Origin of the sequence: uncultured Psychrobacter sp. (genome assembly GCF_947488565.1) — a bacterium.
Taxonomy (GTDB): domain Bacteria; phylum Pseudomonadota; class Gammaproteobacteria; order Pseudomonadales; family Moraxellaceae; genus Psychrobacter; species Psychrobacter saeujeotis.
Map to the genome: position 1 here is coordinate 55,048 of NZ_CANKZC010000004.1, position 14,080 is coordinate 69,127.

Genomic DNA, 14,080 nt, shown 5'->3' on the forward strand with positions numbered 1-14,080 from the left:
ATACCCAATAAAATTCACACTAATCGCTATTTCTTGCCCATCATCTCTGCCAATGCGGCCAGCTCCTTGCCAAGCGGATTGCGCTTATGATAACGATAATAAAAATAAACCATCAATAAGTATAGGGTCGCGATAGTGGCGCTCACTGCCATCAAAAAGAACAAATCATCATAAGCGGCGACCGTTGCTTGACGCTGAATGCCTTGCAGCATTTGTGGCAGCGTAGCAGTATTGACTGCATTCATTGAGCTGACCATATCGGCATAGTGCATTTGAGTGCGAATGGTCGTAAAGGCTTGAATGCCTGCTGCGCCTGCTAAGCCTCCTACGGTTTGGGAAATTCCAAAGATGACTGAAAAGCTAATAATGTAAGCTGGACCGTTGGCAATTGCACGAAACATACCCTCAAAGACCATAGGCCCCATAAAATATACCGCAGCAAAAGCGATCATAAACTGACTGAGATAAAACATATGTGGCGCAGAGTTTAGGGATACGCCTGTATCTAGCCAAGCACCAATAGCAATTAGGGCAACAGAGAAAATAACTGGGCGACGTAAATCCATTGCATTGGTTTTAAAAATACTCAGCACTAATGCTAGTACGCTAGCAACCAATATCACTGCATAAAAAACAACCAGCTGATCATTGCCATAACCCAAATTGGCCAGTAGTCCTGCTGCACCAACGTTTTGTTCTGATAGCAAAATACGCATCACAGCGCCTGTTATCATAAAGGCGATGATAGTACGGCTACGCATCCAGCGCACTTGTAGCATAGGACTCTTGCGGTGAGTTTCAATCCATAAAGCAATAGCTATCGTGGCTACTGAAATGATTAGTGGATAACTTAACCAAGGTGTCGTCCACCATAAAATCCGTCCTTGCACCAAGAACACAGATAATGCGGCAAGACCTGTGGCAAAAAAGGCAAAGCTCAGGATATCAAGCTTTTCAAATACCTTTTCAGTATTACCAGGTGGTAGCTCAAGAATATTAATAAGCCCAAAACATATCAGTGCAAGGCCAAACTCAAACAAAAACAAATTTTCAAGTTGACCATCAATCGCTAAATAAGGTGAGATAATACGTGATAGCGGAATACCGAACTGCACCAGACCAAACCCTAAAATCAGTCCACTAATACGCCGCGCAGTAGGCATGCCTTGTAGACAATAAAAAATAGACAATACTGTCATCGCACTAGCTACCACCCCACTAAAGCCACGCGCGATAAGTTCTAAATAGTAAGGCTCAATACTAATGCTAGTCGCACCAGATAATAGGTTGCTACTAACCAACCACTGCATACTAGTCGCTGATAATAAAAAGAATAAGGTAATTTTGCTAAACAACGACATACCAAACTGCTGACGTATTTTATAAAGCAAGACAGTAATGCAAGCATTGGTCATGTTATAAGCGACAGATATCCAGCCGCCTTCAACAGGGGTTAAGCCCATGTCACCTTGAATTTGAGTAAGGTTAGCGACCAATAAGCCGTTTTGAAAACTGGCGGTTAGACCGATAAAGATACCGATGAGTAAGTAGAGTACCTTGCGACGTGTAGGATGATCAGGGGTAGCAGGAGAGCCCAACATAAACGGCTGTTCATGGGGCTTAAATTGGTATTCAGCACTCATATTCAGTACTCAAGGATAGAGGTAATAGGCATGGATGAATAAAGTCTTATCATAGCTTGTAAGCCGTTTATAAACTACAGCCTTGCAAGTATTGACTGACGATGATCAATCATAGGACAAAAAAATAGCTCAAGACACACTTGAGCTATTTTATCATATTCGGCATATGGTATTTAAGGTGCTGTCGAGATGATTAAGTAATAATCTATATAGAGTCATCAGAATAACGGTCAGTTTCAAGTATTACTTAAATGATTCTATAATGAGCTTGATTGGTCATGCTCGGCTTCAAGACGCATGGCGCTTTGATAGCTATCAATATTAGCAAGCTGTAAGGCATATTGCTTAATATGAGGGTAGTCCTCTAACTGTTTGCGCTTAGCAAGCATAATCAAATCAAACGATAGCATAAAGTCTGCACCGCTTAACTTGTTGCCAACGATAAAGGATTTATCTTTTACTTCATCGTTTAAATAGCTAAGCAGCTTGTGTTTTTCTGCACCGATGTAGCCATTCAAAAAATCATTGTCATTGACGCCAGCCTTGTTAACAAACAATTCCAGCAATAAAGGCACCATGAGCGAGCTTTCAGCAAAATCTATCCACTGTAGATAATGCCCATAGTCACTGCTGTCTATGGCAGGGCGCAAACTATCAGGTGCAAATCGCTCAATTAATAGTTGTGTGATCGCCCCCGATTCTGCGTACATCACCCCATCTATTTCAATAACGGGCGACTTACCCAATGGGTGTACTGCTTTGAGGCTATCTGGTGCCAAATTGGTATTGGCATTACGTTGATAGCTGACAATCTCATAGGGTTCGCCAAGCTCTTCTAAGAGCCAAAGCGTACGTAACGAGCGTGATTGATTAAGATGATGTAAGCGAATCATGATGTTAGTCTCTTCATGTGGTTTATTGTATGCAAAGTCAATGCTACCAATCTCTTAGCGTTAGCTTTTAAGCGCTAACCTTTGAGCTTGGTCATTAATCTTTTAGCTGCTTCTTCTGATGAAGCTGGGTTTTGACCAGTTATCAATAAACCATCTTCGACCACAAATGACTCCCAATCAGCGGCTTTTTCATAGTTACCGCCATTGGCTTTTAGCGCATCTTCTACTAAGAATGGCACTACATCGGTAAGGCCAACGGCATCTTCTTCTGAGTTGGTAAAGCCAGTAACGGTTTTGCCTTTTACTAAGTACTCGCCGTCGACCTTGACGTTTTTGAGTGCGGCGGGAGAGTGACAAACAAAAGCAACAGGCTTATCTTGCTTGACAAAGGTTTCAATCAAATTGATAGAGTTTTTATCGACTGCCAAATCCCACAGTGGACCATGACCACCAGGATAAAATACGGAGTCAAAATCTTCTGCCTTCATATCAGCCAGTTTTTTGGTATTGGCAAGATGCTTTTGCGCATCGCTGTCTTCTTTAAAACGCTTGGTGTCTTTGGTTTGCGCGTCTTCAGTATCACTACTAGGGTCAAGTGGTGGCTGACCGCCAGCAGGAGAGGCGAGGGTTACATTAGCGCCAGCATCAAGAAAAGCATAATAAGGGGCGGCAAATTCTTCCAGCCAAAAACCCGTTTTTTTACCGGTATCGCCCAATTCGTCGTGTGAGGTTAGTACCATTAAAATATTCATAGTTGTCCTTTTTTATTAAATTTATTTTTAATTGGTTGATGGTTAGCAGTCGTGTCTAAACAATCATACTTAATCAGTAGATGTATTAACGATGACTGCTAGCCATATCCATGTAACAGTATTCATGGTTCAGACGTCATTTTCAGTAGTTGTCTTAACAAATTGTGTTGTTAAGTCGTTATTTAACTGTCTGTTATTTAACCGTCTATTGAACATCAGTCAATTAACAAAAGCTATTTTACATCCGCTACTTTGACCACTGTTTTACCAAAGTTGTCGCCATTTAACATACGAACAAAGGCATTTGGCGCATCGTCTAAGCCTTCAGCGATGTATTCTTTGGTCTTCACTTCGCCTGACTCTACCCATTTGCTCATCGTTTTGAGAAACTCTGGGAAGTGATCGCCATACTCTTCAAAGATGATAAAGCCTTTAATAGTAAGACGACGGCTCAACACATTGCCCATTAATACGCCCAAACGATCTTTACCATCAGGCAGTTCAGTCGCGTTGTATTGTGAGACTAGGCCACAGACTGGGATACGGGCATGAGCATTTAATAACGGCATGACCGCGTCAAATACTTTACCACCGACGTTTTCATAATAGATATCGATACCATCTGGGCAAGCGGCTTTTAACTGCTCGGCAAAGTCGTCCGCTTTATGGTCAATACAGACATCAAAGCCAAGCTCATTAACGGCAAAATCACACTTGTCTTTACCACCAGCAATACCAACGGTACGGGTACCATATTGATTACCCACTTGACCAACCGTTGCACCAACGGGGCCAGTTGCAGCAGCAACGACCAGCGTCTCCCCTTTTTGTGGTTTACCAATATCCGTCAAACCCATGTAACCAGTAAAGCCTGGCATACCGAGTACGCCTAAACCATAAGAGGGGTTTGGCATATCTTTGTCTAGTTTCAGCACACCCTCGCCATCACTGACGCTGTAATCCTGCCAGCCTGCGTTTGCAACCACCAAATCACCGACGGCAAATTTATCAAGGTTAGATTCAACGACTTGAGCAACGGTTGCACCCATAATGACATCACCAACCTCTAATGGGTCAGCATAGCTTTTGGCATCACTCATACGTCCACGCATGTATGGGTCCAATGATAGGTAAACGGTACGTAGCAGCATCTCATTGTCGTTTGGCGTTGGGATATCGCTGGTTGTCATGTCAAAGTTTTCAGATTTTGGTTCGCCGTGAGGGCGACTGGCCAATTTAATTTGACGGTTTGTTTCTTGGTTTTGCTGTTTATCAAAGCTCATTTTAATAATCCTTTTTATTTATTGGTTTAAAGTTTTTAAGCGGCACTGGTTAACGAACGCTCTAAGATACGACGTGATACTTCTAAATCATTGTTACCATGTTCGCCCAGTTTTACCATGTTATGCGCTTCAAGCTGCTTGATAATAGGGTCAATCGCTGACTCATCAAGCTTTTCATCTGCCAAGCTAACTGGTAGGCCAAGGCTACGGAAGAAGTTCTCAGTCTTAACGATAGCAGTCTCGATGATGCTGTCGTCGTCTTGTTTTGTATCACTGTTGCTATCAATGGCCCAAACGTTACGTGCATATTGAAGAAGTTTGTCTTTTTTGCTTTCTTTAAGCTCACGCAGTACTGATGGCAATAAAATAGTAAGGGTACGAGCATGATCAATGCTATGTAATGACGTCAGCTCATGACCAACCATATGCGTGGTCCAGTCCTGTGGTACGCCAGTACCAATGAGGCCATTAAGCGCCATGGTAGCTGTCCACATGATGTTTTTACGAGTTTCTAAGTTTTCTGGATCTGCTTTGACCGCTGCGCCTTCTTCAATCAAAATTTTAAGTAAGCTCTCAGCAAAGGCATCTTGCACTTTTGCATTGACTGGATAAGTCAGATATTGCTCCATCACGTGGACAAAGGCATCCGCAACACCATTCATAACCTGACGCTCAGGCAAAGTGAGGGTTTTAGTCGGATCTAAGATTGAGAATTTAGGGAAGACTAATGGACTGCGAAAAGGTAGCTTTGCTTGACGCTCGCTATGATTGACCACGCCGCCATTGTTCATCTCAGAACCCGTCGCTGGGATAGTCAGTACAGCACCCAAATCGATGGCAGTGTCTATATTTGCACAACCACTGAGCAGTGCATCCCAGGCTTTTTCACGTGAGACAGTGCGGTCTGCATTGTCATCCTCGGTAAGTGAGGAGACTAATGCGACAAACTTACTGCCATCAATGACTGAACCACCACCAACGGCTAATAGGAAGTCAATGTTATGTTCATTGACCATATCAGCCGCTTTAAGCAACGTATTGAACTCTGGGTTTGGCTCAATACCGCCAAACTCAAAGACTTCGCGATTTCCGTTCGTTGCTAACGCTTTTCTGACTTCATCTAGGGTACCTGTGCGTTCAGCTGAACCGCCACCATAAGTAATCAGTACTTTTGCATCATTAGGTACTAAATCTGATAATTGTTCGATTTGACCTTCACCAAAAACGATGCGTACTGGGTTGTAATATTGAAAGTTATTCATAAGATTCCTAAAATTTATTGAGTATTAACTGAATAGATGGTTTGCAAAAAATTGAGCAATCGTCTGATTCGTTTTTGTTATGTGGGCATTGTACATTAATTAGACCGGTCGTCTAGTATTGTTTACAAAACTCTCGTATATCTATAATTTGTATAAAATCGAATATGAAAATAAGAAAGCGAAAATATCTGTGTAGAACTCAAGGTCCAAGCCTGATAGTTCATCTATTGTGAAGCGTTACTTAGATTATTTTGAGAGTGGCTTAGTTGGGGTTAGATGACTGGTGACAAACAAAGGAACATATCTAAAAGAAAGTAAGTTTTAACAATACTTTTATAAAATCGAAGTTAACTATAGAAAAGAGCTAGGTACGTACAAAGGCAAAGAGCCTCTATTAGCGGCCCATCTCAGTGGTCGTCATTTGCCATACTTCGGCAAGTGGGGTATTGGTTTGGCTGATTTTAGCGATCAAGCTGGCGCCAAGCCAAGCAAAGTACCAACGCTTCGCCATACTCTCTGCAGCTATATTATCCAGTTTTGGTACAGAGTTGTCCGCCCAACCAGCTTTAATCTGTTCGGCAAGCCAGCTAATGGTCTGCTGGTAACCAGCATAAAGCACTTTACGCATAGGCTCTGACATATCGGCAACCTCAGCACTAAGCTTAACAACCAAGCACTTTTCATGGTCACAGCCGTTTTGTTGCGTGTCATACCAGCTTTGGAAATAATCATAAATTTTTTGCTGAGCACTAATATCTTGCGCGCCAATAGTCTCAAGGCGGTTCTTATACTTGGTAAAGTAATGATTAATAATGGCTTCACCAAACGCTTCTTTTGATGCAAAGTAATGATAAAAAGAACCTTTAGGGACGCCTGCCGTATCTAGTATCTGCTTGATACCGACAGCAGTGAAGCCTTTTTGAGCGATAAGTTGATAGCCTATCGCTAGTAGATGGGCCCTTGTATCTAATGGGGTGATATCTGACGGAGCAATGTCTGATGATGTAGACGTTTTAGTAATGGACATAAGAGCTATGTTCTCCTTGGAGCAATGTTTTTTAATTTTATAATTATATTGGTATAAGAATGTTGAAAGAAGACATCGGATCATAACGCTTAAAAACATTGCATAGTGTCATGTAGTGCTATATTACATAAGTATGATTTTATAGAAGTTACGTTTTATCAACAATGTTTAAAGCTAAAGCAGTCTTGTTTTAACTGTCTTCTATGTTAACATTAGACCAGTCGTCTAGCAAGCTTAGCGTTTAAACCAATAGGTTTATCACTTATGTATTAATCGCTTATATGTTATAGATAGTTTGGCCTTCTAGTAGGCTCTTATCTAATTTGCACAACATGTTTTTATAAACAATAATTTCAACTAGCACTACATTAATAATGATTACAACTAATCAAGGATAGTAGATATGACAACCAATAATACTAATAGTAATAATAACGCGTATAGCGACTTTCATCTGCAATACATTGCAGGGGAATGGCAAAGCGGGCAAGATGACAGCGTCAATACTGATGTCAATCCATATAATAACGATACGCTGGTCGAGATTAAACAGGCCACCAGCAAGCAGCTTGATGAAGCTTATCAAGCAGCAAATGCGGCACAAAAAGAATGGGCGCAAAAGACACCCGCTGAGCGTGCCAGTTTAATGTATAACGTCGTGAATATTTTAGATCAACGTCAAGATGAAATAGTCGATTGGCTCATTAGAGAGTCGGGCAGTACGCGTATCAAAGCAATGGTCGAGTTCGGTAGTGCGCGTGCGATTACGCTTGAAGCTGCTACTTTTCCCAATCGTGTCCACGGTGAAATTCGTCCATCGAATACGCCAGGCAAAGAAAACTTTGTCTACCGTGAGCCAATTGGAGTCGTCGCGGTTATTAGCCCATGGAACTTCCCGTTACATCTCACTCAGCGTTCTATCGCACCTGCACTAGCCCTTGGCAACGCGGTCGTACTTAAGCCTGCCAGTGACACGCCTGTTACGGGTGGTTTATTGCTCGCCAAAATATTTGAAGAAGCCGGTCTGCCAAAAGGATTACTCAACGTCGTCGTTGGTGCTGGTAGTGAGATTGGTGATGCCATCGTCACGCATGATATTCCAAGCTTTGTATCCTTTACTGGTTCGACCTCAGTCGGCAAGCACATTGGTGAGCTGGCCAATGGTGGTGACTATCTCAAACAAGTCGCGCTTGAGCTGGGCGGGAACAGTCCGTTTGTGGTATTAAAAGATGCTGACATCGAACAAGCAGTTAAAGCCGCTGCTTTTGGTAAGTTTTTGCATCAAGGTCAGATCTGTATCGCTATCAATCGTATTATCGTTGAAGATAGTATTTATGACGACTTCGTAGAGCGTTTCTTAGCGCACGTTAAGACTTTAAACGTTGGTGATCCAAGTAAACAGGACACGGCAGTCGGTCCAATTATTAATGAAAAACAAGTTACATCACTACAAGAAAAAATCGCTAAAGCACAAGAAGAAGGTGCCAACATGGTTTTAAGCGGTGAGATTAAAGGTCAGGTCGTGCCGCCGCATGTCTTTACCGAAGTGACTCGTGAGATGGACTTGTCATGCAATGAGGTGTTTGGACCATTGGTTGGCATTATTCGTGCTAAAGATGAGGACGATGCATTATCGATTGCCAACGCTTCTATGTATGGTTTGTCTAGTGCGGTGTTTACCTCAGACATGCAAAAAGGCCTGCGTTTCGCTCGTGGTATCAGAGCTGGCATGACCCACATCAATGATATCTCAGTGAACGATGAGAGCAACGTACCATTTGGCGGTGAGAAAAACTCAGGTATTGGCCGTTTTAATGGAGAGTGGATACTTGAAGAGTTTACCAGAACGCATTGGATATCAATGCAAAACGAACCGCGTCAGTATCCATTTTAATGGCAGCCGATTGAATGAAGATACATAAAAAAGACCGCTCTAATGGCGGTCTTTTTTGCGTGAGTCTTGTATCCAAGCATCAGTTGTTCTATTAATAGCAGTGCTAATGAGAATGAAAACCCAATAGCGCTCCGATTTCTTCAACAGTCATATTTCTAACGAGCGCTTGTTCTTCTACTGATAAGCGGTTGGTGTGTTCTTTTATCATCGTATGAATGCTACGAGAGATCTCGGTTGTCGTCGCATAATACATTTGCGGCTGCTCTTTTGTAAGGATCATCAAAAACTTATTGACGATTTTACGTTTCTCTTGCGGTGCGTTTTCTTCAGTCATAGTATTCTCCTAGAAGTGACTCATTTAAGCAGGCAGGCCACCGAGAGTCAATGCTCGTAAGTACAATAACGGTGCTAAATGTTAAGGACTGTGGTATTTTTAAGTTTTACTTTTGGTAATCAACTGAGTACGCTCACGTTTTGAGAGTTAACGATATGTCCAGTCAAACTTTGAATAAAAAAACTGTATTGATGTTATTTCATAATGACATACGAGTACATGATAATGAGACATTGATAACAGCGGCACAATTGGCCAGTAGCCACGAAGATGGAACCCTAATCCTCGTTTACGTCTCGTTTTTGGCTGCCAGTTTGACGAAAAGTAACTGGGGACCAGCTTATTGTTTCGATGAAATGGGTTTTGCTCGTCAGCAGTTCTTACAAGAAAGTCTGATCGATCTAAATCAGTCATTAGCGCGCCTTGGTAATCGCTTGCTTTATCTAAAACCAGACAATCACCCTAAAGAGTTGGATACGTTTAAACAACTGTGTCAGCTCATCGAAGCACAACAGGTCACTGATATTTGTATCAGTGCCACAGCAGACTACGCACAAAACCAAGCATATGATGTTTTGCAGGACAAATACCCAAAGGTACGTTGGCATGTATTATCAACGGCCACGTTATTTAATCAGTTGCCTACAGACGATTTGCCTAAAAGTTTTACACAATTTCGTAAAAAAGTTGAAACAGATAACAATTTATTGGAGGCTGAAGACGATCTTGTCACCTTTCAAACACCTAACAAACTACCGCCACTCCCTCAAGCATTAAACAGTAACAATTACGCTTTGAGCATCAAAATAGCTGATAAATCTATACAGTTAGACTCCAACTTTGTCGGCGGAGAGGGGCAGGCAGTGGCTCATTTAAACGCCTACTTTGAGTCTGACGCACCCAGCAGCTATAAAATAACTCGTAATGCACTCGATACGTGGACACATTCTACGAAGTTTTCGGCATGGCTGGCCAATGGTTCGCTATCTGTGAAGACGCTACTCAATCGACTACGTCATTATGAACGCGACACGATTGCTAACGAGTCAACGTATTGGATATGGTTTGAGTTATTGTGGCGTGAATATTTTTATTGGTACGCCAACATACATCAGCAAAAGCTCTTTTTATTTCAGGGTATTGGCGCATATAAACCATCGACTCAATATCATAAAAAGCGTTTGCAACAATGGCAAAATGGAGAGACCGCTTATCCTATCGTGAATGCCTGTATGAAGCAGCTAAAAGCGACTGGTTATATGTCAAATCGTGGTAGGCAATTGGTCGCCAGCTGCTTGATTCATGAACTGGGTGTTGACTGGCGTTATGGTGCGACCCATTTTGAGCAGTACCTTATTGATTATGATGTGGCTAGCAACTGGGGCAACTGGCAGTACCTAGCAGGGGTAGGCGCAGATCCTAGAGGGTGTCGACAATTTAATCTTGACAAACAAACTCAACAATACGATCCACAAGGCGATTTTATTAATAAATGGCAAGGCAGCAAGGCAACAAAGTAATAAGGTAAGTTAAAATAGCGGGTAAGTTTTAAATGAAATCTCTTAGTACAAGACAACGTCAATACGAGACAATTTCGATAATACAAATACAAATACAATGAATATAAAATTATGAAAAAACCAAGTCCTTATTTAACCTTTGCCGGTACTATTCCATTCATCGCCTGCGCTATCTTTATTACGATGGGCATTGATGCCATACGAATATTAGGGACCACCGCGCATGTTCTTTCTGTCTATGGGCTAGTAATTGCATCGTTCATGGCAGGGGCACACTGGGGCAATCATCTTGCTTTAGCTGATGACAACACATGGGCGATTAAGATTCCTATATTTAGTAATATCATTGCGCTTGGTCTATGGTTGGGCTTTTTAAGCTTATCAACTGTTGGTTTTATTAGGCTATTGGTTGTTGGTTTTATTGGACTATTGATTATTGATTATAATCTTCAACAAGCACAGATTATAAGTCATGTTTATTTTAAAGTGAGAAAGTATGTCACGGTGATAGTGGTTTTAGCCCTCATAATTTCAGCTGTGCAATTGTAAAAGTTGTCTTATAGGATACTAACATCCATTGAATAACACTTAACATTCATCTAAAATGAATGTTAAGTGTTATTCGTTGTTTCATTAATCCTAAGAAGACAGTCATGCAATCCATCAATTTACCTAGCAAGCCGCCGAGCTCTCCGCATCCTATTCTTAATTTAAGCTTTCGCATATTTTTTAGTGCAGCAGCGATATTTGCCATAGTGATGATGGTGCTGTGGTCATTTGTGTTTACCGGTCATACTGATATTGATGCACAGGTTTTGAATCCGCTATATTGGCATGGTCACGAGATGATTTATGGTTATGCCTTGGCAGTGGTGGCAGGGTTTTTGCTGACTGCGGTCAAGACATGGACAGGGGTGATGATGCCACACGGCTACAAGCTACTGGCTATCTTTGTTTGCTGGCTCTTGGCACGGCTTAGCTGGCTTGCTTTTGGGCTTGGAATGACGATTGCAAGTGGCAGTATATCGTTGTTATATGTAGCAGCAGTATTTGATTTATTGTTCGTCGGCTCGATGGCTTTTGTTATCTTTCGAGCAGTATTGCAAGTTAAGCAATATAAGCAGATGGGTATATTAGCAAAGCTGGCTTTATTAACGTTGGGCAACGGCTTATGTTATTGGGGCATTGTCAATGCCGATATGAGTACGACCAAAGTTGGTATTTACTTGGGCTTTTACTTGATTATCGGTTTGGTATTAACGATTGGCAGGCGGGTTGTACCATTCTTTATTGAACGTGGTCTTAGTCTGCCTAATGCGGCAGGTGTCAAAAAAACCGTCAGTCTACGCAATAGTAAAACGCAAGATATCGCCAGCCTATTGTTCTTTTTGGCGTTTTTTATCGTTGATGTGTTTTATCCTAATCCGTACTTGCTTAGTATTACCGCGTTTGGGGTAGCAGTGGTCAACATTGTACGCCTAGTTGGTTGGTATCACCGCGGTATTTGGCAAAAGCCCTTGTTATGGTCGTTATATATTGCATTTATAGGTATGTGCTTAAGTTTTTTGCTCTATGCACTGCAGCCATGGTTGGGTTACGCTCACAGTATTGCTATGCATGGGTTAGCGATTGCAGGTGTTGGCATGATGACAGTTGCAATGATGACGCGAGTATCGCTTGGACATACAGGACGCAGTATTCATCAGCCACCTAAGACTGTAAATATCATGTATATCTTGATGGTGCTGGTATTTATGAGCCGTGTGCTATTACCGCTCGCTGATATGAGTCATTATCTGTTATGGATTATGATCGCTCAAGGCGCATGGATTGCCTGCTTTGTGCTATTTTGCATCAGCTATCTGCCGATGCTTGCACGTCCTAGACCCGACGGTTTATTTGGATAATAAAGGTCGAGTGATGAGATTTGGTCATTAAGTTTGAATGGATAAATTTTTAAGCAATTTTAATTAAATAGGAGCGCAAATACATGCGACTGACCAATTATAGTGATTATGCACTGCGCTCGTTAATTTATTTGGCAGTGAGGCCAGAGCCTGAGACGCTAGCAAATATTAGTGACATTGCAGACAGCTATCATATTTCTAAAAGTCATTTGACCAAAATTATTCATCAGCTAGGTCAGCTTGGTTATATAGAAAGTGTGCGTGGCAAAAATGGTGGTATTCGGCTGGCTTATGCGCCAAAGGATATCAATTTGGGTGTATTGATTAAACAAATAGAGCCTGATTTTGATTTGGTCGAGTGCTTTGCTACAACCGGAGATAGTGATAATCAAAAGCCTCGTGCAGAAGGATTACCGATTACTTTTATCAGCGAAGAAGGCAGTAAACCCATCGGTTGTGTGATCACGCCAGCGTGTCAGCTTAAAGGCGTGTTTTTTGAGGCACTAACAGCGTTTATTGCCGTTCTTGAAAAATACACTTTGGCAGATGTGATTGATAATAAAAATGAGTTGAAGCAATTTTTATTTTCATAAAATCAATAAAAAAGCTCAAAACCAGCGATCTAGTGTTACTGATTTTGAGCCTAAATCTTAAATATTCGAATGTATCATTTTCCAAGCAGTAAATGATTTAATTTGCAATTACTGATTAAAATTAATGAGCGAGCTGCTCTACCTTACGCGAGCCTTGTGGCTGAATAGGACGGTTATTACCTTCGTATAGATCAGACATAATCGCAAACTGATCATTAGCAAGGGTTAAAGGCTTTTGACTAACATACCATTGTACTTCTTCTGAACATGGCGGCGTCGTCAGCGAACCACTATAATGATAAAAGGTAGGCATGACAGGTGCTAAAGCAGACAAGTCTATGCCATTAGCCGTGTATTCCTCATCGTTTTGAGTGGTCAGCTCAGTACCATTTAATAATACCCGTAGCACATCATTGGTCTGTCCAATCTGCAACATGATACCCACTACAGCAAGATTGCCTTCGCTGTTAGCGTGTACAAAATGGATCTCACCTGGATAATTCTGACCACCGAATTGATGCTCGCTTGGGGTATGATAATGAAACTGCTTGAGCACGTAGCGTTCATCATTTAAGACAATAGCGTTGTCTTCGGTCGTTGGCGTATAAACGATCGTATGTCCATTGTCATGGATACGAACATTGGTCGATTGACGGTAGTCAATGCTTGGCGCAGCTGTGCTACTGGCAGTCACTTCCTTGATATCGATAGGGGATTGCTGTTGACCAATTTTACAAGCACTAGCGCCTTCGACATCGCCCCAATACTCGGGACCTGTACTGCCCTCATACGACCACTTAGGATGATGGACACTACCATTATCTTGCGGTGTCACTACGGTCACACTGGTATCAGTATGCTGCTCTTTTGAGGCTTGATGATTGGCAGTACAAGCAGTAACTCCTAATGTGCTTACCGCCAAAATAGCAGTCGCTAAATAATGATGATTCATATTACAGTCCTTTTTATGGT

The 14,080-nt window shown here is 41.8% G+C and carries 13 protein-coding genes; 5 read left to right on the forward strand and 8 right to left on the reverse strand.

The genetic code is table 11. The annotated features are described in order from the left end of the window. Positions 1–26: 26 nt before the first annotated feature. The 6 genes from Q0890_RS09500 to Q0890_RS09525 form a co-directional block, all read right to left on the reverse strand. A complete protein-coding gene (locus Q0890_RS09500; protein ID WP_299220018.1) occupies positions 27–1,643 on the reverse strand; it encodes an MFS transporter in 1,617 nt (538 codons plus the stop codon). 257 nt (positions 1,644–1,900) lie between these two features. Then, positions 1,901–2,536 carry a glutathione S-transferase family protein gene (locus Q0890_RS09505; protein WP_299220021.1) on the reverse strand — a complete coding sequence of 212 codons (636 nt, stop codon included), beginning with the start codon at positions 2,534–2,536 and terminating at the stop codon, positions 1,901–1,903. Between the two features lie 74 nt (positions 2,537–2,610). After that, positions 2,611–3,288 carry a type 1 glutamine amidotransferase domain-containing protein gene (locus Q0890_RS09510; RefSeq protein WP_299220025.1) on the reverse strand — a complete coding sequence of 226 codons (678 nt, stop codon included), beginning with the start codon at positions 3,286–3,288 and terminating at the stop codon, positions 2,611–2,613. Positions 3,289–3,521: 233 nt separating this feature from the next. Beyond that, positions 3,522–4,571 carry an NADP-dependent oxidoreductase gene (locus tag Q0890_RS09515; protein ID WP_299220028.1) on the reverse strand — a complete coding sequence of 350 codons (1,050 nt, stop codon included), beginning with the start codon at positions 4,569–4,571 and terminating at the stop codon, positions 3,522–3,524. Positions 4,572–4,606: 35 nt separating this feature from the next. After that, the gene (locus tag Q0890_RS09520) at positions 4,607–5,833 is read right to left on the reverse strand and encodes an iron-containing alcohol dehydrogenase (protein WP_299220030.1); all 1,227 of its coding nucleotides are present in this window, start codon (positions 5,831–5,833) and stop codon (positions 4,607–4,609) included. A 394-nt stretch (positions 5,834–6,227) separates the two neighbouring features. After that, positions 6,228–6,860, reverse strand: a complete 633-nt coding sequence (locus Q0890_RS09525; RefSeq protein ID WP_299220034.1) for a TetR/AcrR family transcriptional regulator — start codon at positions 6,858–6,860, stop codon at positions 6,228–6,230. Between the two features lie 403 nt (positions 6,861–7,263). Here Q0890_RS09525 and Q0890_RS09530 point away from each other — a divergent pair, with 403 nt between their 5' ends. After that, positions 7,264–8,754 carry an aldehyde dehydrogenase family protein gene (locus Q0890_RS09530; protein ID WP_299220036.1) on the forward strand — a complete coding sequence of 497 codons (1,491 nt, stop codon included), beginning with the start codon at positions 7,264–7,266 and terminating at the stop codon, positions 8,752–8,754. Positions 8,755–8,857: 103 nt separating this feature from the next. Here the strand turns inward: Q0890_RS09530 and Q0890_RS09535 are convergent, their stop codons facing one another. Then, on the reverse strand, positions 8,858–9,088 hold the full coding sequence (locus tag Q0890_RS09535; RefSeq protein ID WP_299220038.1) for a hypothetical protein: 231 nt from the start codon (positions 9,086–9,088) through the stop codon (positions 8,858–8,860). Between the two features lie 155 nt (positions 9,089–9,243). Between Q0890_RS09535 and Q0890_RS09540 the strand changes: the two genes are divergently transcribed. The 4 genes from Q0890_RS09540 to Q0890_RS09555 all read left to right on the forward strand — a co-directional run bounded on the left by Q0890_RS09540 (position 9,244) and on the right by Q0890_RS09555 (position 13,108). Next, the gene (locus tag Q0890_RS09540; RefSeq protein WP_299220041.1) at positions 9,244–10,608 is read left to right on the forward strand and encodes a DASH family cryptochrome; all 1,365 of its coding nucleotides are present in this window, start codon (positions 9,244–9,246) and stop codon (positions 10,606–10,608) included. A gap of 111 nt (positions 10,609–10,719) precedes the next feature. Further along, positions 10,720–11,157, forward strand: a complete 438-nt coding sequence (locus Q0890_RS09545; protein ID WP_299220044.1) for a DUF3429 domain-containing protein — start codon at positions 10,720–10,722, stop codon at positions 11,155–11,157. Positions 11,158–11,261: 104 nt separating this feature from the next. After that, complete coding sequence (locus Q0890_RS09550) at positions 11,262–12,515, forward strand: NnrS family protein (protein ID WP_299220047.1); 1,254 nt, start codon at positions 11,262–11,264, stop codon at positions 12,513–12,515. An 83-nt stretch (positions 12,516–12,598) separates the two neighbouring features. Then, a complete protein-coding gene (locus tag Q0890_RS09555; RefSeq protein ID WP_299220050.1) occupies positions 12,599–13,108 on the forward strand; it encodes an Rrf2 family transcriptional regulator in 510 nt (169 codons plus the stop codon). A gap of 121 nt (positions 13,109–13,229) precedes the next feature. Here Q0890_RS09555 and Q0890_RS09560 read toward each other — a convergent pair whose 3' ends face one another. Beyond that, complete coding sequence (locus Q0890_RS09560) at positions 13,230–14,060, reverse strand: carbonic anhydrase (RefSeq protein WP_299220053.1); 831 nt, start codon at positions 14,058–14,060, stop codon at positions 13,230–13,232. Positions 14,061–14,080 lie beyond the last annotated feature (20 nt).